This window comes from Pseudomonas sp. CBC3 (genome assembly GCF_037967085.1).
Taxonomy (GTDB): domain Bacteria; phylum Pseudomonadota; class Gammaproteobacteria; order Pseudomonadales; family Pseudomonadaceae; genus Stutzerimonas.
On the sequence record NZ_JBANEO010000002.1, the window covers coordinates 1 to 21,869 of the forward strand.

The window sequence follows — 21,869 nt, forward strand, 5'->3', positions numbered from 1 at the left end:
GCTAAATCCCGAGGCAGCAACCGAATTGCTTGACGACCATAGAGCGTTGGAACCACCTGATCCCATCCCGAACTCAGCAGTGAAACGACGCATCGCCGATGGTAGTGTGGGGTCTCCCCATGTGAGAGTAGGTCATCGTCAAGCTTCTACACCAAACCCCCGGCCCTCGTAAGAAGGTCGGGGGTTTGTCTTTGCGCGACAGTAATTATTAAGCTGTTAGACGCGGTTCTACGATGTGTACTTGGCTATGAGGGCTTATGAACAGCTTGCTAAGGCTACTCTGGTATCAAGGCGGCAGCCTATTGGCGTCAGCTCCGGTGACACGGTGATGCCGGCCTAGGAGCTGGCCGACGGATGGAACAGATCCGCGAGCTGCTGGGCAAGAAGACGATGGAAGCAGAACTCCTCAAGACGCAGTAGAGATTGCCCGTTCGCGAAAATGGATTGCGCGCTCGTCCTTGTTGCCGGGGGCGACTAGTGAAGCTGGTCAGCAAAAGTCTCGATGTGTCGCGCTCGCAACTGACGGCTCGAATCAGACAAATCCCGAAAGCATAGAATTCGATGGCAGCGTGTGCTCAACGATGCAGCGCTGGTGGAGCGGATAAAGGCTTCGATCTACGATTTACCCAGCTATGGCGTTACTTGCGGACGGCCGACAGGCCTGGGTGGCACCCTGGATCACGGCGTTGTGTCGGTGCGCCTCCTCACGTAACGGTAACAACAGCACGCGAGCATGACGCAAGGTCAGCTGGGCAGTGCTCTGCATCTAAGGTTGCGTGCATGAGCGCGTAACGGTAGGTCGTCGTCCACCAACTGGCCGAGTCGCTGCCGCTCGCCGAGCAGCTTCATCAGCACTTACTCGACGCGGCACACGCCTTGCTCGGAAGCGCCATCTGACGCGGCCAGTTGGATCATCGGCTCGACGTATTCATCCAGGTCGCCGGCATCTTGGCATAGTGTGATGCAGCGGAATCTGCCGATCGCTGTGGCCACGCTGATCAGCGCTGCTCATCGTTGGCGAGCTTGTCAGCACGTCGTGCACGCGCATACGAGCAGGCGCAGCCGGCAGACGGCAGACGGGGCCTGGCCATCGCGGATTTCGACGGCGTCCTGAGGATGCCCTGCCAGGCGTTCGAGGTGGCGCAAGTAGGCTTCGATATCCAAGCACAGCCGAGCCGATGTTCGTGGCGCAGAAGACAGGAAGCCGTGGATCTACGCGTTCAGCTCGAAGCGATTCGGGCTTTTCGCCATCGAGGCCAGGATGTCCAGGCGGATCCAATTGGACTGCCTGAACCCGGTGCAAATCAGCCCAAACCGATTGTTGGATTCGCGCAATGAGCCGCTCGGCCTTCCCGCGTTGTGGGTTTCCGGCCACAATTCACACCTGAGGCGCCGCCTGAGTCCGCACGGCTGGCCAAGAGGAATTCGACATGAGCAGCAACGACCGCGTCATCATCTTCGACACCACCCTGCGAGACGGCGAACAGAGCCCCGGCGCTTCCATGACCGGCGAAGAAAAACTGCGCATTGCCAAGTCCCTCGAACGGCTGAAGGTTGACGTGATCGAAGCCGGCTTCGCCATTGCCAGCCCGGGCGATTTCGCCGCGGTCAAAGCGGTGGCCGATAACATCAGGGACAGCACCGTATGCAGCCTGGCTCGCGCCGTCGATGCCGATATCGAGCGCGCTGCCGAAGCGCTGACCGGTGCCAACTCAGGGCGTATCCACACCTTTATCGCCACCAGTCCGATCCACATGCAATACAAGCTGCGCATGCAGCCGGACCAGGTCGTCGAGCAGGCCGTACGCGCCGTGACCAAGGCTCGCAACCTCTGCGCCGACGTGGAGTTTTCCTGTGAGGACGCCGGGCGTTCGGAAATCGATTTTCTCTGCCGTATCATCGAAGCGGCGATCAATGCCGGCGCGCGCACCATCAATATTCCGGACACCGTCGGCTATGCCATTCCGCATCAATATGCCGACACCCTCCGCCAGTTGCTCGAACGCATTCCCAATGCCGACAAGGCGGTGTTCTCCGTGCATTGCCACAATGACCTCGGCCTTGCCGTCGCCAACTCGCTGGCGGCCGTTGTAGCGGGCGCGCGCCAAGTCGAGTGCACCATCAATGGCCTCGGCGAGCGCGCCGGCAACGCCGCGCTGGAAGAGATCGTCATGGCGATCAAGACTCGCCAGGATCTGCTCAACGTGCACACCCGCATCGAGACCGAGCACATTCTCAGCGCCTCGCGCCTGGTCTCCGGCATCACCGGCTTTCCGGTGCAGCCAAACAAAGCCATCGTCGGCGCCAATGCATTCGCCCACGAGTCTGGCATCCACCAGGACGGCGTGCTCAAGCACCGCGAAACCTACGAGATCATGTCCGCGCAATCGGTCGGCTGGAATGCCAACAAGATGGTCATGGGCAAGCATTCCGGCCGCGCCGCGTTTCGCTCGCGGCTCGATGAGCTGGGTATCGTGCTGCCCGGCGAGGGTGAGCTGAACGCTGCCTTTGCGCGCTTCAAGGAATTGGCCGACAAGAAGCACGAGATTTTCGACGAAGACTTGCAGGCGCTGGTCTCCGACACCCTCACCGAAGACGTGCAGGAGCACTTCAAACTGGTGACCCTTGAGGTATCGAGCAAGACGGGTGAAGTGCCGGATGCCAGGCTCGTCCTGAGCGTGGACGGCAGTGAGCGGCCTGCATCGGCGCAGGGCTCCGGTCCGGTCGATGCGACCTTCAAGGCCATCGAATCGGTAGCCAATTCCTGCGCCACGTTGCAGCTGTATTCAGTTAACGCCATCACCAAGGGCACCGATTCGCAGGGCGAGGTCACGGTGCGGCTGGAGAAAGGGGGGCGCATCGTCAATGGCAACGGGGCCGATACCGATATTGTCGTGGCCTCCGCCAAGGCCTACCTGAATGCGTTGAACTTGATGCAGGTGGGTGCCAAGGCCCATCCGCAGGTGACCGGGGTTTGATTACCGAAAGCCGACGTCGGGCCTTCCTCGACGCTATGCAGGTCAGCACTTGGCTGCCGAGGACCGAGCTGCCCTTCGCCGCGCCTTCGCGTCCAGAGCTGCTGCAATTCGTCGAGCCTGAACCCGAACCCGCGCCAGTCATCGAACTCGAACAGCCAGTCGCGCAGCCGGCCCCTTTGACGCCCAAGCCGGTAACCGCTACACCGGCTGCCGCGGCGAGCCCGGCGGCAGATGCGGTTCGCTCGGTTATGCCGCGCATCGCCATGCCCGAGCCTAAAAAAACGGCCCTGAAATCCGACGAGCAGCAGGCGTCCGCCGTCGAGCAAAAAGTCGCAGTGCCGCCGCCGCGTTTCGCCTTGCAGTTGCTGCGTGCGGGCAACGTGCTGCTGTTGGTGGAGCTGCCGACGGGCGAGTCCTTCCAGAGCCGCGACCCAGCTTACATCCTGCTCAAGGACTTGCTGCGCGCCGCCAGGCTACCGGACAAGCCGCAGCAGGTCGGTGACGGCGAGCCGATTCGCTGGCCGCTGTTGCATCGCGGCAGCCTCGATCAGGGAATCGAGGCCGCACGCGATTACGTGCAGGGTGTGGTCGCCGCTGAACTGGAGGAAATGGGGTGTGCCTGCCTCTGGCTAATCGGCTCACCAGCCCTTCGTTTCGCTGGCGAAGTCGAGGCGGATGCGTGCTATCGCGAGCACACCGTCGAAGGTTTGGGGCTTGTGCTGACCATGCCTGGGCTCGAACAGCTGATGGAGCAGCCTGAAAGCAAGGCGCAGCTGTGGAAGGCCATGCGTCGTAGCATGCCCCGCTGGGTAACCGGTTTATGAGTGGCTCCCTTGAGTAGTGTTGAATGAGTGATGCAGTCAGCTTCCGCCCGATGACCGCGGCGGATATCGAAACCGTCCTGAAAATCGAATACGCCGCGTTCAGCCATCCTTGGACCCGAGGCATCTTCACCGATGCGCTGACGGCTTATGAATGCTGGGTCATGTTCGAAGGTGAGCAGCAGGTCGGGCATGGTGTGATCAACGTCATCCTGGACGAGGCGCACCTGCTGAACATCACCGTCAAACCGCAGAGCCAAGGCCATGGCCTCGGTTTGCGGCTGCTCGAACATCTGATGCAGCGGGCCCACGAGCGTGGCGGTCGAGAATGCTTTCTGGAAGTGCGCGCCAGCAATGCACCGGCTTACCGGCTGTACGAGCGCTACGGTTTCAACGAAGTGGGGCGCCGCCGGGGCTATTACCCATCGGCTGATGGACGAGAAGATGCCTTGGTGATGGCTTGCACCCTGATCGACTGACCAGCGAAAGGGAATTGAAAAGGCCGGGTTCGGATGAGTCCGGCCTTTCGTTTGGTGCTCGACGAAACCTTTCGGCCTGAGCCCGATGAGCGTCACCTGACGAGATTACCGCCCCGGCGCTTTGTCCCGCCCCGAGTCCAGCGGGGCGTCGCCGCCCAGTTCGTTGTCATCCATCAGGTCATCGTTTTCGTGCAGTACGGCATCGCCACCACCTAGGCCAGTATCCGGATCGCCATCGGCAGGACCATCCCAGGCCTTGCCATCCAACGGGTCATAGCGGGCCTCTTCGGCCTCGTCCAGATCCACGCCGGCGCCGATGCGGTGTTCGGAAACTTCACTCAGATCCTGATCGGCTGGGCCGCCATGGCCGCGTTCGTGGGGCGAACGTGCACCGTCCTCCTTGATCAGCGTTTCCGGTGCTAGGTCATCCATGGTGGCGCCGTCATCCAGCACTTCGCCGGAGGACATGCCGGCTTCGGCGACACGCTCCGGCGGGAACTCATCCTCTATCTCTTGCGCAGGGGCCTCGTCACCGATACGGCCCTTGCGTTCGTCCCGACGCTGATCGAAATCGAGCTGCTCGATCGAGCCCATGCGGTCTTCGGTATCGTCGATTTCAGTGGGGGTGTAGGGCTTGCGATCGTTCATGACAACCTCCTGCGAAATTGCGGTCTTGCAGATTGTGACCCGGTGTCGCGGTGAAGATTCAGGCTGACCGCTGGCCGGCTCGGGCTTTATAAACCAAGCTGCAAGAGCCCTTCGCGTAACGCTTACGGGGCTGTCGCGTTGCAAAACGAGCGAACCACTGGCGAGGATCGAGAGTCTCAGAAACATGAACGAATCCGATGATCTATCTGGGCTGGACGTCCGCCACTGCGCTTTTTTCTTCGACGTCGATGGCACGCTGGCTGAGATACAGCCTCGTCCCGAACTCGTTTTCATCCCGCCTCGCTCGCTGGTGGCGCTCGAACATCTGCATGTCAGCGAGATCCCCATAGCGGTCATTTCGGGACGCCCGCTCAGCCAGCTCGACGATCTTCTCTCGCCATTGCGCCTGCCGGCTGCCGGTGTGCACGGTGCTGAAAGACGTACTGCCGAAGGCCAGTTACGGAATCTGGCGCTGGACAACGTTCTGTTCGACCGCATCCACCAAGAGCTGGAAAAAGCGTGCGCTGAGCTTCCCGGTCTATCGCTGGAAAACAAGGATGTCGCCTTCGCGTTGCATTTCCGGTTGGCTCCAGAACTGGAAGATGCCGCTCGTGCTCTGTCTGAAGACTTCATCGGGCGCTACGGCGACGTGCTGGCCCTGCAGCCAGGCAAATGCGTGTTCGAACTCAAGCCGCGTGGCGCCAGCAAGGGCGAGGTGATTCGCACCTTCATGCAGGAAGCGCCTTTCAAGGAGCGAACGCCTGTTTTCATCGGTGACGATTTGACCGACGAGGCGGGCTTCAAGGTTGTCAATGAGCTGGGCGGGTTAAGCATCAAGGTCGGCACCGGCGCGACCGAAGCCACGCAGCGTCTGGATTCGGTAGAAGCCGTCGGCGCCTGGCTCGAAAGCCTACTTAGCGCACTATCCGAACAGCCGGTAAATCCAATAAAACCAGACTGAAGCGAGAACCATCCATGAGCCGATTAGTAGTGGTTTCCAACCGCGTAGCGCCGATTAAGGCCGGGAAGGTCGCTGCTGGCGGACTTGCAGTGGGCGTCTATGACGCGTTGCGCCAGGCCGGAGGCATCTGGTTTGGCTGGAGCGGTGAGGTAAGCAGCTCCCCGCAAACCAACAGCGAGACCATCGGTAACATCACCTACGTGACCCTGGGGTTGACCAAGCAAGACTACGATCAATATTACCGTGGCTTTTCCAACGCCACGCTCTGGCCGATCTTCCACTACCGCATCGATCTGGCTCGCTACAACCGTCAGGAATACGATGGCTACAGACGGGTCAATGCCATGCTGGCGGAGAAGCTCAAGCCGCTGCTCAAACCCGACGACATCATCTGGATCCACGATTACCACCTGATCCCCTTCGCCGAATGCTGCCGTCAGTTGGGCATTCGTAACCGCATCGGCTTTTTTCTTCACATCCCGTTTCCGCCGCCGGAAATTCTTACCGTCATCCCGCCGCATAACGAGCTGCTCAAAACGCTCTGTTTCTACGACCTCATCGGGTTTCAAACTGAAACCGATCGTCTCGCCTTTCAGGACTACATGACCCGTGAAGTGCGCGGCATTCTGGAATCCGACGGCAGCCTGACCGCCTATGGGCAGAACTTCCGCGCCGGCGTCTATCCGATCGGGGTGGTCCCGGATGAAATCCACGACTTGGCCGAATCCTACAAAGGCCGTCGCAAGCCCATGCGCCGCACCACCGACATTGCCCGCAAGAAGATCATCAGCGTCGATCGCCTGGACTATTCCAAAGGTCTGTTGGAGCGTTTCAAGGCCTACGAGGCCTTTCTCGAGCGTTACCCGGAGCACCGTCGCTCGGTCGAATTCATTCAGATCGCGCCCACCTCCCGTTCTGATGTGAAGACCTATCAGCACATCCGCCAGCAACTGGAAAGCGCGGCGGGGCACATCAACGGTTGGCTGTCGGATCTGGACTGGACGCCGCTGCATTACCTAAACAAGAGCCATGATCGGCGTGTGTTGATGGGCCTGTTCCGCAATGCCGACATTGGTTTCGTCACGCCGTTGCGCGACGGTATGAATCTCGTGGCTAAGGAATACGTCGCATCGCAGGATCCGGAAGATCCCGGCGTGCTCGTGCTGTCGCGCTTCGCCGGGGCCGCCCGTGAATTGACCTCCGCGCTGATCGTCAATCCCTATGACTGCATAGGCATGGCCGAAGCACTGGACCGAGCCCTGCGCATGTCGCTCGCTGAGCGCAAGGATCGCTACGAGCACATGATGCGCGCCATCCGCGCTGCCGACCTCGATGCCTGGCGCGACAACTTCCTGCGTGATCTGCGCGCCTTTTCATCCCGACCGCGTGCCGAAGTGCCTTCGAATCCGCTCTTCACTGTTTAGCTTGTGACGTCCCGGCCGGCGTGCTTGTCAAAACGTGGTCCGGTTCGTAACGTGCGTATCGGATTACAAAGGGGCTATCGATGAGCAAAGATCTTCAACAACTAATCGAAAACAACGCGCGTTGGGCTGAAGCCATCAACGAGGAAGACCCGACGTTTTTCGCCAAACTGGCCAAGCAGCAGGTGCCGGAGTACCTCTGGATCGGCTGTTCGGACGCACGCGTGCCTGCCAATGAGATCGTCGGCATGCTGCCGGGCGATCTGTTCGTCCACCGCAACGTCGCCAACGTCGTGCTGCATACCGACCTCAACTGCCTGTCCGTCATTCAGTACGCAGTAGACGTGCTCAAGGTGAAGCACATTCTGGTCACCGGCCATTACGGCTGCGGTGGCGTTCGCGCCTCCATGCGTGACGACCAGCTGGGTCTTATCGACGGCTGGCTGCGCACCATCCGCGACCTGTATTACGAGCACCGCGAGCACATCGCCAGCTTCCCTACCGAGGAAGCCCAGGTTGACCGCATGTGCGAACTGAACGTCATCCAGCAGGTCGCCAACGTCAGCCATACCAGCATCGTCCAGAATGCCTGGCACCGTGGCCAGGCACTGTCCGTGCATGGCTGCATCTATGGCATCAAGGACGGAATCTGGAAGGACCTCAACGTCACCATCAGCGGCCCGGAACAGGTGCCACCGCAATACCGTTTGCGCCCGCATCGGCCAGTCTGATGGCGAACCGCCAAGGATGGGCCTTCGCTGGTCTTCTGCTCGCCGTGCTCTGCTGGAGCGGCAATGCGCTGGTAGCGCGCGCCTTCCACGATGCGATCCCACCGCTGGCCTTGTCCTTCTGGCGCTGGGTGCTGGCGACCTGTCTGCTGTTACCGTTCGTTGCGCACTCGATCTGGGCTCACCGCGCGGCATTGCGTGCGGCAGGCTGGCGCTTGCCGATCGTCGCCGCGCTGGGCATCAGCAGCTATAACTCGCTGCTGTACACGGCAGCGCAAAGCACCGAAGCCATTAATCTCACCTTGGTAAACACCTGCTTGCCGCTGTTCACCTTTATCGGTGGCGGCCTGCTGTTGAACGAATGGCCGGCACGGCGCGCCTGGTTCGGTATGGCCATTGCGGCTGGAGGGCTGGTCTATCTCATTAGCCGGGGCAGCTGGGAGGTGTTCAGCGGACTGTCGTTCCAGGCAGGTGATTTGATCATGCTGGTGGCGGTGCTGGTCTGGGCGCTTTACACCTTGCTCCTGCGGCGCTGGTCAGGCTTTCTCCAGTTGCCACCGCTGACGCTGCTGGGCGTGCTGATGCTGCTCGGCGTACCGATGATTATGCCGTTCTACCTGTACGAACTGGGCCAAGTGGGCGGATTCACACCAACCCCGACCAACCTCGCCGCCATCGGCTACACGGCCATCTTTGCCTCGCTGGCGGCCTATTTGTCATGGAACCACGGCGTCAAAACCGTTGGCGCGGCGAAGGCTGCCATGACGACCTACCTGATGCCGGTTTTCACCGCGATTCTCGCCTGGCTGGTGCTGGGGGAGGGAGTGCAGCTGTTCCATCTGGTTGGTGGTGGGCTCATCTTCGCCGGTTTGCTGCTGGCGACCCAGACTACGGTGCGCCGGGCGGTTCGCTGATGCCGAGCCCGACTATCTGCAGTTAGCCCCGCCTCGGCGCCATGCAAGTCACTTAGCAAGTTCGATTCGAGATCCGACCGTCCACGAAAGCAGCAGGCGCACACCGGCTCCAGTGGGAGGCGCGACCTCGCGGCGGATACAGGCCGCAGGCCGGTCCGAAACGCAGGCGTGCCTAAGTCGACAGCGTTTGAACAGCAATCACGCTCTTCGGCGGGGCTTGTCGTCGTCCGGCTATTTTTCTATCGCTGTGTCCTTCAGCGCTTGCTGTTACCGCAAACCATATGGCCCTTCATGGCCTCCTGCTTGACGATGAACTCACCCACCAGCGGGCGGCTGTGCAGAAAGTGCTCGGTGGTCTTGTGGTGAGCCAAAGCCGCTTCATCGCGGTACAGCTCGTAGAGATAGACGAGATCGGGATCCGCCAGATCCTGGATGACATCGAATACCAGGCAATCCGGCTCGTTCTGCACCGAAGCGGCGGCGTTGACGCGCATGGCCTCCATGAACCTGTCGAACGAGCCCGGCGCGAGTTGGGTTTTCAGAATGAGGCAGTACATGAACACTCCATTTTGTTTTAATGTGAGCGTTCGATTGTATACAAGGAATAAAAAGATGCCACAGCGTCCCGGTCGCCTTAATGGCCTGCGTCATCTGGCGCTCACCGCGCCGAACCTCGAAGAATGCGAACGTTTCTACGTCGACGTGTTGGGCATGGAGGTCCTCAACCGCGCCAGCAAGGATCTCGTCTACCTGACCTGCGGCAACGACAACCTTTCCCTCGGCCGCGCTCGGGAAAAAAGCAGCGGCGTCCAGGCGATGGATCACTACGGCTTTATCGTCGACAGCCTGGACGAACTGCACGCCTGGTACGAATACCTGAAAGCCCAAGGCGTAACCATGCTCGACCGCCCCTTCGCCCACCGCGACGGCGCCCATAGCTTTCATGTGCTCGATCCCGCAGGGAATACTGTCCAGCCGCTTTACCATCCGGCGATATCGGGGCAGCGGTTTAGTTGAGGTGAGGGAACGGCAGCGACGCTTTGCTGAACACCTTTCCTTGATATGGCGGTTTCGATAGCGTCCGGCGCGTTATGCCTGGCTGGCTTTGCTCGGTTATCGCTGCAATATGGCGACACTGATTATCAGCGTAGCCAACGCGCTAAGGATGACGAGTCCGCCTAGTGCGTAACACAACCCATCCCACAGGCTTCCTGGCTTTGGATAGCAGCCTTTAGTAACCAGTCGTATGGTCGATCGACCGAGTTGGTAGCACAGTACCTCTATCAGGAAGTCGCAGATCAGCCCGAGCATGCCGAGGGCTCCTATACCGGTGCGTGTTGTTCAGGCGCTAGTGAACAGGCTAAGAAGCCCAGGGCGCAACGATCTGCAAATCCCCAACAAACAAATGAGCCGCCACCATCTAGACCACCGCACCAATCAACCCCAACGAGATGCCCAACCACAATTCCAAGCGCGATCTGTTTCCAGAGGCCGGCGTAGTTGTTGAGCGAAATAGCGGCGATGCGGTAGGGCGTTTCGCGCTCGGCGCGGATGTTGTCGAAGTCGTCTTTCATGGCGTGCTCTCGGGGCGGTGGGCTGAACGGCGGGCACAAAAAAGGGTTCAGCTTTCGCTGAACCCTTTCTTGAATTTGGCTACGCAGGAACTTGAACCCCGGACCCCAGCATTATGAGTCACTTGAGTAGAACTCTATTAATGCATAAGGTCCCATAATTAGCCCTCCGCGGGACCCCTTTGGCCTCACTAATACAGCGTGTTCCTTGAGAGCGAATTTGGGTAGTCACGCTTTAGAACGGGGTCCTGCCCTTGTTCTCCCCTGCGGCTCTTATCAGCTTTGCTGGAATAGCTTTTGTCGAGGTTTTGACTTGCTCCTCGGAAATATCTTCAACTTCCAAGACAAACCCTAGGCCCAGCGTCGAGATTTTTTGCTTAGTGTCGCCAATGACCAGCTTCCAACGCCGCTCTAGGAATTCTAATAGGTAAATCCCTCGTCGCAAAATTTCTATCGCGTTCCATTCTTCGGACATCGAAACTTGGATTTCAGAAAGACATCCGTATCTATAACCAACTTGGTTTATCTCGGATCCTTTTTTAATGTCAAAACCCTTGTTGCTAAGAGAGGAGTTTTTACCATGCGAAACGGGTAGCAAGTTACCTAGAGAGTTTCGTAGTGCGTTTCTCTGCTTTACATTGTAATTCTTAAATCTATCTTTCCAATAGTTGTCGTGCGCTCGCTGTGGAAATATATGTTCGATGGTTTTATGATCTTTTTCGTAACTGTCTTTGTTTTGATCTTTTGCCCATATTAGCAATTCCCTAGTTGTTTTGGATTTCTTCCTTAATTCTTGCTCATACTCGTACAAGAAATATCTTATAAGGCCCCAGCCATAATAGGCGTATCTAGAGTTATTGCCTATTGATCGAATGGATTCATGGAATTCTGTGGACTTTGAATAAGCCTCGGTTATTTCAGTTATTGATCTAACAATCTGCTCTGCATTTTTCCTTTTTGAAATCAGGTCAACAGTTTCCTCTAGTATGTCAACCGCTCCGAAACTGCTGAAGTGATACGGTGTAAGCCTATGGCAAAGTTATAACGCTCAATAGCTTCGAGCAAGCGCTCGCGCTCCTTGGGCGCTTTGACCGTATTCATAGTTGCGAGAGCCATATATCCGCTATTGCCAATCCGATTTATCTGAGCTAGGCGGTTTTTCTCGATCTCACTAAACGAGCTTTGTTCCGGAACCTTAACCTCGTAGTACGCACGCACCAGTTCTTTTAAGCTTTGGGAGTAATTAAATATATCTTGAATGGTCAGGGAGCTATCAGACGATTCTAGTTTTTTTGCTGTAAAAATATCTTCTAATAGCTTGTCTTTGAACTGTTCTTGAAAGAGATGCTCGCGCCGGAAGGTATTGAGATAGGCCTCGTCTTTATTATTCAATTTCGGCGAGAAATAAAAAACGTAGTGAGTTCCTAAAAAGCCATCATCATCAGATCCGCTGTCATCGATCTTGCCTAGGTAATGATAAACTGACTTCCAGCTTTCATTAATAGCTTTACGTAAGTGGTCGCTCTCAGTGCGCTCACCGTTCATTTTAGTCGAGAGATATATCAATCGATTTTTCAATAGTTCCAAGTGGGAAAGAGGCTTGCCTCTGTTGTTCATTGTCTCAAATGTCACGAAGACATCGAGGTCTTTCTCAATGTAAAATATGTTAAAAAGAAAATGCTGTGTCAGCTTTGTGTAAACTTTCTCAACATTTTCCTTCGTTAGTTTTGAAAGTTTTTCGAAAAAAAACTCTTTTGCAGAGCGCAAGTTTTTTGTATATATAGTTTCTTCTTGGGTGGAATGGATTATGGACTGATCACAAAATATGCTCTGCTTGAGATACTCGTAACTTGGATTGTCTTTTTCATAGCCAAACAAGTAAGATTTTGATATTCCTCTTCCTTTCGTTTCATATATATACTTTTTTAATATTTCGCTTTTATCCGTATAGTTGAGTAACTCCCCATCTTCCATCCTTTCAAGTATGGCTTGTATTAAGATAACCGCTGTCGTTAGGCGCTGCTGTCCATCTACGATATACATTGGAGCATAATTTTTTGACTCTATTATCCATGTATCATCTTCCCAGCGTTCATAGTTTTTCTTGCTTACAGGCTCTAATGTCAAGACTCCTGTGTAGTGGCTTTTGCCTGAAGGTAGTTGCTCAATGTCTCCCCAGAAATCCTTAAGATGTTTTTTGCCCCACGAGTATCCACGTTGATAGTCAGGGATTCTAAAAACTACTTCTGTGAAAATTTTCGAAAGAGATTTTAATTCTGATTGCATTACGTCGCCCTCTCACCGCTTTTTATACGCTTGTCCATACACAGCTGATAGCCGCTTATTTAGCTATTACCAGTCTATTCTTCTAGTTCCATCGATGCAGTCTTTGACGTCTTCATCAATGACGTTTCCAGGCTTAATGCATTCCTTCATGGTGCGGCGAACCCCGCGATTGGCTTCGCGTTCGCGTTGGTCCTGAGCTTTGAGGTTGGTGCGGGCGGCTTCGCCCATTACGCCGTTGGAACCAGCGAAGAACTCGTTGACTAGGCGCGTCATGGTGTTGCCGTAGGCTTCGGCAGTAGGCCGCATTGCATCACCGACCTGGGTGGCAATGGGTTTGGACTCTTCAGCGAGGGCGGGGTTTGAGACTAGGGCTAGTGCCAGCAAAATCCGTTTCATTGGTCTTCTTCATTCCTTCGGCGTACCAGCTCTAGCTACTTTCTGCTGATCGCTATCCCGCGTTTGGATTGGCCAAACTTCGGTTGGCCTCGTCGTAGTTTGACTCGTCGGGCCATTCTCTGATGGCGCATCGCTATTGGGCAATGCCACTTTGGCTATCTATGCATTTCCGACCAAGGTGCAACGATCTGCAGATCGCCCACGAGCAACTGCGCCGCCACCATCCAGACCACCGCGCCGATCAACCCCAACGACAGATGCCCGACCACGATGCCGATGGCTATCTGTTTCCACAGCCCGGAATGCTGGTTAGCTTGGATAGCAGCGGTGCGGTAGGGCGTTTCGCGCTCGGCGCGGATGTTGTCGAAGTCGTCTCTCATGGTGCGCTCTCGGTGCGGTTGGCTAAACGGGCACAAGAAAGGGTTCAGCTTTCGCTGAACCCTTTCTTGAATTTGGTGGCCGTGCAAGAAAAAAAGAGGATGCGCTATGCACATTTGCCACCGGATCATCTGCGGTCTGCACTACGGCTATCTACGTTGGTTCAGAGCGCTCCTAGAGTTCTATGAGCCACGCCTGCTCCAAGGTCTTTACCTGTAGGCGCTCCACAGTATCACCGGGTTTTGCCCAGGCGTGTCCTCTGCTTGAGCTGTGATCAGGCCATTCCTCACTCGCCATACCATTAACTTTTTCCCAAATGAATCAGTTCCGAATCTGGCACCTGACATTTGGTCTAGGCGTGGGAAGTCCGCAAGCTTTCTTGAAAGATAGTCTTGCAACTGATCAAAGCTCCCGTCAGCAAATTCGATGCGTACGTTGCTTAGCTTTTCTTGAGTGAAGAAGAACGTTACCAGTCGTGCTGGAATGTTGTCGTACGCATTGCTGATATGCGCTGAGCATAAGTAGTCATTTTGAGCTGTGATGCGTTCTGACGGGCCAAGATTGCCGTAGCATTTAAGCTTATGGCCCCGTGCCTGATTCTCGCTGATGACCGACGCTTGGTCTTGCGCGAAGAAACCGTCTGGCGAATATGAGAAGGTGGGCGTACCCAGACGACCATACCAGTCGATGACCTTGTGTTGATAATGCAGCGGCAGTAGCGGGAATAGGAGTTTCCCAACTCCAAAAAGGACAACCGCGAATAAGATGGACTTTAGAAGTTTCATAAGCATCCTGCTTTTGAAGGTGTAGGCGTCAGGTAGTCAAGCTGTAGTCACGAGCGGGCACAAAAAAAGGGTTCAGCTTTCGCTGAACCCTTTCTTGAATTTGGTGGCTACGCAGGGACTTGAACCCCGGACCCCAGCATTATGAATGCTATGCTCTAACCAACTGAGCTACGTAGCCAAGTGGCGCGCATTATTCGCGCCGCGCGGTTGTGTGTCAACCCTCCGGGTGCGCTTTTTCTACCTGCTTTTTCAAACGCTTATGCCGCCGGTCCGACCGTTGCCGGTGCGCTGTCGATCAATCCCATTTTGGCGCGAAGTCGGGGTTGGCCAGGCGCTCGTTGCGATCCAGCGTGGCGATCTGCTGCATCTCTTCATCGGTCAAGCGCAGCTCCTGAGCAGCCAGATTGGCGGCGAGGTTTTTGCGCTTGGTGGAGGAGGGGATTACGGCGAAGCCCTGTTGCAGCAACCAGGCAAGGGCGATCTGTGCGGGGCTGGCGTTGTGGGCTTCGGCGATGCGCTGCAGCACTTCTTCCTGCATCACCTTGCCGTAGGCGAGCGGCATATAAGCGGTGATGTGGATGCCCTGGCTGCGGGCGAAATCGATGACCTTGCGGTTCTGCAAGAAGGGATGCACCTCGACCTGATTGGTGGCGATGTTCTCGGCACCGATGGCGTCGATGGCCTGTTGCATATGGCTGATGGTGAAGTTGGAGATGCCGATGGCGCGAGTCAGGCCTCGCTGCTTGGCGTCCATTATCCGGGCTAGGTAGTCGGCGACGGCCAGCTCGTCATTGGGCGACGGCCAATGCACGAGGGTGAGGTCCACCTGTTCCATGCGCAGTTTGCTCAGGCTTTCCTCTAGGCTGGGGATCAGGCGGTCGGCGCCAAGGTTGCTGGTCCAGACCTTGGTGGTCACGAACAGCTCGTCGCGCGGGACGCCGCTCTCGGCGATGGCCTGGCCGACTTCCGCTTCGTTGTCGTAGATCTGCGCGGTGTCGATGTGGCGATAGCCGAGTTCGAGGCCCATCTTCACCGAATCGATGACTTGCTGACCCTTGAGGCGAAAGGTGCCGAGGCCGAATGTGGGAATGGTCATTGAGGGTTCTCCTGTGGGGTTCTCTTAGGGTGAGTTCAATGCGAGGCGGTAAGTACCGGCTCGTGAGTATCGGTGCCTGAGGTATGGGCTGGTGCTGTACCGGCCTTGCGATCCAGCCGGCCGCTCCAGAACGTCAGTGCCAGGGCTCCCAGCACGACCAGCGAGCCGATCCACGCGGTATGGATCAGACCCATGGAAGCGACGATATGTCCGCCGAGCCATGCGCCACCGGCAATACCGAGGTTGAACGCGGCGATGTTCAGGCCCGAGGCGACGTCCACAGCCTTCGGCGTGTAGTGCTCGGCCTGGCGTACCACATAGACCTGCAGGCCGGGCACGTTGCCGAAGGCCACGGCACCCCAAAGCAGTACGGTTGCCAGCGCCAGCCAGGGATTGCCGGCTGTGAAGGTGAGGGCGAAAAGCACAACAGCCAGGAGCGTAAAGATCAGCTTGAGTGCATTGATCGGCCCGCGGCGGTCGGCCAGCTTGCCGCCCCAGATATTGCCCACTGCCACCGAGACGCCGTAGACCAGCAGAACCAGGCTCACCGCGCCTTCACCAAAGCCGCTGATCTGCTGCAGGATCGGCGCGAGAAAGGTAAACGCGATAAAGGTGCCGCCGTAGCCGACGGCCGTCATCGCGTAGACCAACAGAAGGCGCGGCTGTTTCAGTACGGCCAGTTGCTGAACGATGGAGGCGGGCTTGCTGTGCTGAATGTTGCGGGGCACGAAGAGCAGGCTGCCGATAAAGGCGATCACACCGAGCAGCGACACGGCGAGAAAGGTTTCCCGCCAGCCGAACTGCTGACCGATGAAAGTGCCGAGCGGCACGCCGGTTACCAGGGCGACGGTGAGTCCGGTGAACATAATGGCAATGGCGCTGGCGGCCTTTTCCTTCGAGACCAGGCTAGTGGCGATGGTCGAACCGATGGAAAAGAACACGCCGTGGGCGAGGCCGGTGACGATGCGCGCCAGGATCAGCGACTCGTATCCCGGTGCCTGCCAGGCCAGTAGGTTGCCGGCGGTGAATAGCACCATCAACGAAAGCAGCAACAGCTTGCGTGGGACCTTGCCGGTCAGGGCGGTGAGCAGTGGCGCACCGACCGCGACGCCGAGGGCATAGAGGCTGACCAGCAACCCGGCGGAAGGCAGGCTGACGGCCAGATCATTTGCGATGGTGGGAATCAGGCCGACGATGACGAACTCCGTCGTGCCGATGGCGAATGCGCTGAGGGTTAGCGCGAGCAAAGCGATGGGCATGGGATAAAACTCCGGTTGAATTGCATGGCGCGCAGTGTCTACCGCAGACTCATGCGGAAAAACCGGGTCTCAGGCCAAACATAATTGACTGCGAGTCACAGATGAAAACCACGCTCGACGAATTGCAGGCCTTCACAGCTGTCATCGATACCGGCTCCATCTCCAGCGCGGCCATGCAGCTGGGGCAGACCGCCTCGGGCGTCAGCCGGGCCCTGAGCCGGCTCGAAACCAAGCTCGCCACCACGCTGTTGCGCCGCACCACTCGGCGTCTCGAGCTGACGGAGGAGGGCGCGGCCTTTCTGATTCAGGCCAGGCGGATTCTCGAAGCGGTGGAAGAGGCCGAGGAGCAGATGTCGCGCCGGCTGCAGCGACCGGCCGGGCGGTTGCGGGTGAATGCTTCCGCGCCTTTCATGCTGCATATCCTGGTGCCGCTTATTGGCGGATTCCGCGAGCGCTACCCGGACATCGAGCTGGAGTTACACAGCAGCGACCAGATCATCGATTTGCTCGAGCACCGTATCGACCTGGCGCTGCGCCACGGTCCGCTACGCGATTCCACCCTGCATGCCCGGCCATTGGGCCGCAGCCGGATTCGGGCCGTGGCCAGCCCGGACTATCTGGCGCAGCGCGGCATGCCGCAGCAGGTCGAGGTCCTGGCGAAGCACAGCCTGATCGGCTTCACCCAGCCGGAAAGTCTCAATCACTGGCCGCTGCGTCATCCGCTCGGCGAGACCTGGCCCATCGTGCCGGGCTTGTGGGCATCGAGCGGCGAGACAGTGAGGCAGCTGGCGCTGGCCGGCCAAGGCATCGCTTGCTTATCTGACTTCATGACCGCGCGCGATCGCGCCGAGGGCACGCTGGTCGAGGTGCTGGCCGAGGCGAATGCCAGGGTGCTGCAGCCGATCCACGCGGTGTACTACCGCAATACCGCGCTTGCTGCGCGCATCACCTGTTTTCTCGATTACCTCAGCGAGTGCCTGGCGGAGCAGGCCTGGACGCGTCACGGATGACCGGTTCGAACGATGCAGGGCAGTGCCTGCCTAACTTTGCAGGCATACCTGCGAGGAGACCCTCATGCTCAGCACAGCCTTTCCAAGCGATCCGCCGCTGCATCCGTGGTTGGCGGACGAGTCGCCTCTGAACGATCTCGATGACGCCGAGAGCGATACTGAACTAGACGACGGCGACACCTTGCCCGACGAGGTGCTCGAACAGCTGGAAAAAGAGCCGCCGCCACCCGACCCGATGCCCGACCCAGGGGTGATGTAGCTGCGGTTGTCTTCTGGCGATGCGTCGGGTTGCAATGTGGCTTGAGCGCTGGCCCGTCTCAGAGGATTCTTCGGTAGGTCGACCACACTGCTAGCGGCTAGGTCTGCGCGGAATATGCTGAGCGTGCCCATGCGTCTACGTGGGCGCCCTACCTTTGAGAATCTTGCCTCCGACCGGGCGGGCTGCTCGTTCCACCGATGACAGTCCCCACTATGGCGCTCCAGCAACCGCTCCGCTGTACACGAAAAGCAGAACGGCGGTATTGCAAGCGTCGAATGCAGCGTGATCGAGGCGCTGAAAACATGAGCGCCGGCGAATTTGAGCTAGAACACAGTCAGAGAAGTACGCTGCGCATCCAGGCGTGTCCTCCTTTTCTCCAGAGACGAAGTGCATGAGCAGGCGACTGTTGGTTGGAGTATTGCTGATTGGCCTGCATGTGTTCGTTGGCGTCACGCTGATTCCGGATCTCCCGTTCGGGCTGCTCGGCAGCGTTCTGGCTTGGGTATACCTCGCACTGTCTGCTGTGCTGATGCGCTACGGCGTGCTGGTACGCGGGGCTGGCAATGCGCTGCTGGCGTGGTCCGGATTGCTGGCGATGGGCATGTTTTCCAGCCTCTCGATCTTTTCACTGCTGCGCGCGTTTACGTTGGCACTGGCATCGCTGCTGGGTTGGGAGTCGTCGGGCTTCGCGCGTGGCTCGGCGCTTGTCGTCATCGTTGCGGTGATGGCGGTGACACTTTTCGGGGTGCTCAACGCCCGGCGAACGGCGCGGGTGGTCGAGCGCGACATCGCTTTGCGGAACCTGCCTGCCGTGCTGGAAGGGTTCAGCATCGTGCAGCTCAGCGACATCCATGTGGGGCCGACGATCAAGCAGGGCTATATCGATGCGATCGTGAAACGGGTCAATGGACTCTCGCCTGATCTCATCGTCATCACCGGCGACCTGGTGGACGGCAGCGTTGCCGACCTGGCTGAAGATATCGCACCGCTGGCGCAGCTAAGCGCTCGACACGGTGTGTACGTGGTGACTGGCAATCACGAGTATTACTCCGGCGCGGACAGTTGGATCGCCGAGTTCGAGCGGCTGGGAATGGTGGTGCTGCTCAATCGCCACGTCCAAATCGAACACGGCGGCGCCGGTCTGGTGCTGGCGGGTATCGCTGACTATTCGGCTGAACTGTTCAGGCCCAGCCATCGCAGCGATCCGATTGCGGCATTCGCTGGTGCCCCGAACGACATGCCGCGCATTCTGTTGGCGCATCAGCCGCGTTCGGCGAAGGCTGCGCTGGAGTCGGGCTGCGATCTGCAGCTGTCCGGTCATACGCACGGCGGGCAATTCTGGCCCTGGATGCACTTCGTGCAGTGGCAGCAGCCCTGGGTGGCGGGGCTACAGCGGGTCGGCGAGATGCAGGTCTACATCAGTCGCGGCACCGGTTACTGGGGGCCACCACTGCGCTTCGGGGCCCCTTCGGAAATCACCCGGATTCGTCTGGTGAGAGCCGACGACTAGGCGTCGCTGACTAACGCCAACAGCTCGCGGCGCAGCATGACGTAGTCCTGGCCTTCCAGTTGCCCACGGCGCAGCGGATTGCGCGTGCAGTGCGCGGCAAAGCCCGCATCAACGAAACGGTAGGGTAGATGCTCGTCGCGACCGGCCGGGATGCCCAGTCGCGTGGTCTGGATGATGTCGGGGCGCGCACCGATGTCGTCCACGCGCAGACGGGCAGGGTCCATGCGCTGGGCGTTCCACTCCGTGACGGTCAAACCCAATGCCTTGCATAACAGCGTCTGACCGGAGCAGAGGCGGGTCAATGGTCGTGGCCCGCCAGCGGCGGCCGGGCTGTTGTTGCGCATTCTGGCAATGGATTCCTCGCACGACAGCGAGTCGACCCAAGGATAGCCGGCCTTGATGCACACCGCATTGCCGTCACCCTGCACGCTGAAGTTCAGCGAATCCCCGCCACGCGAGTAATACAGATAGAGATGGCCGGCCGGCATGAACATCGCGCGCCGTGACGGGCTGTAGCCGAGCGAGGAGTGGCTGGCCTTTTCGTCGACGTAATAGGCTTCGGTCTCGATGATGCGAGCCGACAACCACAGCCCATCGACGCAATGGCGAATCACGGTTCCCAACAGATCCTGGGCGACCCGCTGCGCGTCCCGGTCGAAGAAAGCGTCGTCGAGAAACTGTGATGGCGGTTCGGTAAGGCTGTTCATCTGCGCTCCGGCTTCGGCAAGTCTGCCTGTTCCGACCGCATAAGCGGGGCGAATATTCCGCGTCTGATGAATGGATTCCGTGCCGGTCGTCAGACAGATGTCCGGGATAGAGCCATTTTTCGGTGTTTCAGAGCGGGTGGTTCGGCCCCTGAATGCACCAAAGCCTCGCGTTGGCGAGGCTTTGGTGCAATTAGCGAGTGCCAATCTGGAAGATTCGCTTAGAGGTAACGTACTGAGCTAGTGCCGGCCCGGCAGCACCGCGACTGCTGGCGGCAATAAGCTTTAGCGCTGCACTACGCGCGCCGAGTTGGTAGAGCCACTCTGGAGAACGCTGGCACTGTCGCTGGCGCCATACTGCGAAACGTCTACAAAGTTTGCAGTGCCGGCTTGGCTGACAAGCGCGTAGTTGCCCTCGTTGAATTGCGAGGCCTGGATGATGTTGCTCTCACCGTTCTGCTCCAGATCCAGTTCGTTTACCTCACCCACTCCAACCTGAACGGTCACGATGCTGTTGTCGTTTCCTGTTGTCACGGCATTCAATACGTTGCCGACCGCGGTCTGCGAGAGGCTGGCCCTGTTGCGATTGCCGGTCTGCACTATGGCGACGCTGCTGTCTCTGCCGGCTTGTGCAAGTTCGATTGCGTTGTCATTGCCGGTCTGGGAAGAAACGGATGTGTTCTGCCGGCCACCTTGGCTCGCTACGACTTCGTTGCGGTCGCCATTCTGCTCGCTCGAGAAATTCATCAAGATATCGGATTGGGTGACCGTCGCGCTGTTGTAGTTGCCAGTGCCTTCAATCTCGGCTTTCGAGGCGATGGCAGAGGACTGAACCACTGTCGCCGAATTGCCAACGCCAAAGGACAAAATCGTGACATCAGAGACACTGCCGAAGTCCTGCCTCACGCTGGCAATGTTCGCAGTGCCATCCTGCCAAACATAGGCCGTGTCGCCTAAGGCATCGTTTTGGAGGGTATTGCTGACATTGTCGTTACCGTACTGTTGGCTGGTGGATTTTGCTTCGGCGAATGATTGGCTCGCGGTAGCAGAATTCCCGTCGCCTACTTGCAGCTGGTAGAGCTCTGCTCCGACGGAGTCCGACTGGGTACCCTCCGCAGAGTTCGAGCTGCCATGTTGGCCTTGTGAAATGACACTGCCGGTTGAATTGGTCTGAGTGGCGTTCGCGACATTCCCAGAACCAACGGCCTGGTGCTGCAGGATCATGTTGCCTGAAGCGAGGTCCGCTACGGTGTTGTCCGACTGACGCGCTTCACTGTAGTTAGAGCTGCCTTGCTGATACTGATTGATCGAGTCGCCTATACCACTTAGCTGGACGGCAACCGCTTCGTTGGACACGCCGCCCTGGGTGATTGAGGTTGTGTTATCGATACCACCTGTCTGTGTGACAGTGGCTATCAGCGAGACGCCGGACTGATCAACGTGGGCAGAGTTTTGAGCGGCGAATGCCGGTGACGACATTGCAGCAATCACAGCAAGGGCAAACGGCTTCAGGGTGCGCATGGCGTAGCTCCGATGAGGTGTATTTCTGCTTACGAAATCAGTCCTGATTGATCACGGCTGTGTCGGACTTTGAAGAACCATAGCCCTATTTCCCGACCTCTATGGCCCCTATGGCCCCATCGGAGCTGCCCTGATCCGGTGTTG

At 58.0% G+C, this 21,869-nt stretch carries 23 protein-coding genes, 1 tRNA gene, 1 rRNA gene and 1 pseudogene; 12 read left to right on the forward strand and 14 right to left on the reverse strand.

Features of this window, described 5'->3' with window-relative positions; genetic code table 11:
* Positions 1 to 28: 28 nt before the first annotated feature.
* A 5S ribosomal RNA gene (rrf, locus tag V6943_RS07120) occupies positions 29 to 144 on the forward strand.
* Positions 145 to 658: 514 nt separating this feature from the next.
* Here the strand turns inward: rrf and V6943_RS07125 are convergent.
* Positions 659 to 1,278 (reverse strand): annotated as a pseudogene (locus tag V6943_RS07125) (Mks condensin complex protein MksB); the annotation flags it as partial.
* 152 nt (positions 1,279 to 1,430) lie between these two features.
* Between V6943_RS07125 and V6943_RS07130 the strand changes: the two are divergent.
* Genes V6943_RS07130 through rimI form a run of 3 tightly spaced genes read left to right on the forward strand, consistent with a single transcriptional unit; the run spans position 1,431 to position 4,278 of the window.
* Entirely contained in the window at positions 1,431 to 2,978 is a 1,548-nt protein-coding gene (locus V6943_RS07130; RefSeq protein WP_340553045.1) for a 2-isopropylmalate synthase, read from the forward strand.
* Entirely contained in the window at positions 2,975 to 3,802 is an 828-nt protein-coding gene (locus V6943_RS07135) for an energy transducer TonB (RefSeq protein ID WP_340553046.1), read from the forward strand. The genes V6943_RS07130 and V6943_RS07135 overlap by 4 nt, the downstream gene beginning before the upstream one ends.
* Before the next feature lie 23 nt (positions 3,803 to 3,825).
* Positions 3,826 to 4,278 (forward strand): ribosomal protein S18-alanine N-acetyltransferase, encoded by a 453-nt coding sequence (rimI, locus tag V6943_RS07140; RefSeq protein ID WP_181105368.1) that lies wholly within the window; start codon positions 3,826 to 3,828, stop codon positions 4,276 to 4,278.
* Positions 4,279 to 4,383: 105 nt separating this feature from the next.
* Here the strand turns inward: rimI and V6943_RS07145 are convergent, their stop codons facing one another.
* Positions 4,384 to 4,926 carry a hypothetical protein gene (locus V6943_RS07145; RefSeq protein WP_340553047.1) on the reverse strand — a complete coding sequence of 181 codons (543 nt, stop codon included), beginning with the start codon at positions 4,924 to 4,926 and terminating at the stop codon, positions 4,384 to 4,386.
* Between the two features lie 184 nt (positions 4,927 to 5,110).
* Here V6943_RS07145 and otsB point away from each other — a divergent pair, with 184 nt between their 5' ends.
* The 4 genes from otsB to V6943_RS07165 all read left to right on the forward strand — a co-directional run bounded on the left by otsB (position 5,111) and on the right by V6943_RS07165 (position 8,950).
* A complete protein-coding gene (otsB, locus tag V6943_RS07150; protein ID WP_340553048.1) occupies positions 5,111 to 5,887 on the forward strand; it encodes a trehalose-phosphatase in 777 nt (258 codons plus the stop codon).
* 14 nt (positions 5,888 to 5,901) lie between these two features.
* The gene (gene otsA / locus V6943_RS07155; RefSeq protein WP_340553049.1) at positions 5,902 to 7,311 is read left to right on the forward strand and encodes an alpha,alpha-trehalose-phosphate synthase (UDP-forming); all 1,410 of its coding nucleotides are present in this window, start codon (positions 5,902 to 5,904) and stop codon (positions 7,309 to 7,311) included.
* Positions 7,312 to 7,391: 80 nt separating this feature from the next.
* Positions 7,392 to 8,039: a carbonate dehydratase gene (gene can / locus V6943_RS07160; RefSeq protein WP_131650972.1), complete on the forward strand. Its 648-nt coding sequence runs from the start codon at positions 7,392 to 7,394 to the stop codon at positions 8,037 to 8,039.
* Positions 8,039 to 8,950, forward strand: a complete 912-nt coding sequence (locus V6943_RS07165) for a DMT family transporter (RefSeq protein ID WP_340553050.1) — start codon at positions 8,039 to 8,041, stop codon at positions 8,948 to 8,950. Before can ends, V6943_RS07165 begins: the two co-directional genes overlap by 1 nt.
* Positions 8,951 to 9,204: 254 nt before the next feature.
* Here the strand turns inward: V6943_RS07165 and V6943_RS07170 are convergent, their stop codons facing one another.
* Positions 9,205 to 9,507: a putative quinol monooxygenase gene (locus tag V6943_RS07170; protein WP_340553051.1), complete on the reverse strand. Its 303-nt coding sequence runs from the start codon at positions 9,505 to 9,507 to the stop codon at positions 9,205 to 9,207.
* 55 nt (positions 9,508 to 9,562) lie between these two features.
* Between V6943_RS07170 and V6943_RS07175 the strand changes: the two genes are divergently transcribed.
* Complete coding sequence (locus V6943_RS07175; RefSeq protein ID WP_340553052.1) at positions 9,563 to 9,967, forward strand: VOC family protein; 405 nt, start codon at positions 9,563 to 9,565, stop codon at positions 9,965 to 9,967.
* A gap of 305 nt (positions 9,968 to 10,272) precedes the next feature.
* On the opposite strand, the gene V6943_RS07180 is transcribed toward V6943_RS07175, so the two are convergent.
* From V6943_RS07180 to V6943_RS07220, 9 genes are all read right to left on the reverse strand, one after another.
* Positions 10,273 to 10,524: a hypothetical protein gene (locus V6943_RS07180; RefSeq protein WP_340553747.1), complete on the reverse strand. Its 252-nt coding sequence runs from the start codon at positions 10,522 to 10,524 to the stop codon at positions 10,273 to 10,275.
* Positions 10,525 to 10,756: 232 nt separating this feature from the next.
* A complete protein-coding gene (locus V6943_RS07185; RefSeq protein ID WP_340553670.1) occupies positions 10,757 to 11,509 on the reverse strand; it encodes an HNH endonuclease family protein in 753 nt (250 codons plus the stop codon).
* Positions 11,503 to 12,807, reverse strand: a complete 1,305-nt coding sequence (locus tag V6943_RS07190; RefSeq protein WP_340553053.1) for a DUF262 domain-containing protein — start codon at positions 12,805 to 12,807, stop codon at positions 11,503 to 11,505. The genes V6943_RS07185 and V6943_RS07190 overlap by 7 nt, the downstream gene beginning before the upstream one ends.
* A 66-nt stretch (positions 12,808 to 12,873) precedes the next feature.
* Positions 12,874 to 13,203, reverse strand: coding sequence for a hypothetical protein (locus V6943_RS07195; RefSeq protein ID WP_340553054.1), 330 nt, complete (start codon positions 13,201 to 13,203; stop codon positions 12,874 to 12,876).
* 155 nt (positions 13,204 to 13,358) lie between these two features.
* Positions 13,359 to 13,583: a hypothetical protein gene (locus V6943_RS07200; protein ID WP_340553055.1), complete on the reverse strand. Its 225-nt coding sequence runs from the start codon at positions 13,581 to 13,583 to the stop codon at positions 13,359 to 13,361.
* 207 nt (positions 13,584 to 13,790) lie between these two features.
* A complete protein-coding gene (locus V6943_RS07205; RefSeq protein ID WP_340553056.1) occupies positions 13,791 to 14,366 on the reverse strand; it encodes a hypothetical protein in 576 nt (191 codons plus the stop codon).
* A gap of 101 nt (positions 14,367 to 14,467) precedes the next feature.
* Positions 14,468 to 14,544 (reverse strand) — tRNA-Met (locus V6943_RS07210).
* A gap of 117 nt (positions 14,545 to 14,661) precedes the next feature.
* Complete coding sequence (dkgB, locus tag V6943_RS07215) at positions 14,662 to 15,462, reverse strand: 2,5-didehydrogluconate reductase DkgB (protein WP_340553057.1); 801 nt, start codon at positions 15,460 to 15,462, stop codon at positions 14,662 to 14,664.
* 35 nt (positions 15,463 to 15,497) lie between these two features.
* Complete coding sequence (locus tag V6943_RS07220) at positions 15,498 to 16,721, reverse strand: MFS transporter (protein WP_340553058.1); 1,224 nt, start codon at positions 16,719 to 16,721, stop codon at positions 15,498 to 15,500.
* Between the two features lie 101 nt (positions 16,722 to 16,822).
* Here V6943_RS07220 and V6943_RS07225 point away from each other — a divergent pair, with 101 nt between their 5' ends.
* The 3 genes from V6943_RS07225 to V6943_RS07235 all read left to right on the forward strand — a co-directional run bounded on the left by V6943_RS07225 (position 16,823) and on the right by V6943_RS07235 (position 19,500).
* Positions 16,823 to 17,731: a LysR substrate-binding domain-containing protein gene (locus V6943_RS07225; protein WP_340553059.1), complete on the forward strand. Its 909-nt coding sequence runs from the start codon at positions 16,823 to 16,825 to the stop codon at positions 17,729 to 17,731.
* A 64-nt stretch (positions 17,732 to 17,795) separates the two neighbouring features.
* Positions 17,796 to 17,990, forward strand: a complete 195-nt coding sequence (locus V6943_RS07230) for a hypothetical protein (RefSeq protein WP_131650980.1) — start codon at positions 17,796 to 17,798, stop codon at positions 17,988 to 17,990.
* 391 nt (positions 17,991 to 18,381) lie between these two features.
* Positions 18,382 to 19,500 (forward strand): metallophosphoesterase, encoded by a 1,119-nt coding sequence (locus V6943_RS07235; protein WP_340553060.1) that lies wholly within the window; start codon positions 18,382 to 18,384, stop codon positions 19,498 to 19,500.
* Here V6943_RS07235 and V6943_RS07240 read toward each other — a convergent pair.
* Together V6943_RS07240 and V6943_RS07245 are read right to left on the reverse strand one after the other, a co-directional pair.
* Entirely contained in the window at positions 19,497 to 20,207 is a 711-nt protein-coding gene (locus tag V6943_RS07240) for a DNA-3-methyladenine glycosylase (RefSeq protein WP_340553061.1), read from the reverse strand. The genes V6943_RS07235 and V6943_RS07240 overlap by 4 nt on opposite strands.
* A gap of 282 nt (positions 20,208 to 20,489) precedes the next feature.
* Positions 20,490 to 21,725 (reverse strand): hypothetical protein, encoded by a 1,236-nt coding sequence (locus tag V6943_RS07245; protein ID WP_340553062.1) that lies wholly within the window; start codon positions 21,723 to 21,725, stop codon positions 20,490 to 20,492.
* Between the last annotated feature and the right edge of the window lie 144 nt (positions 21,726 to 21,869).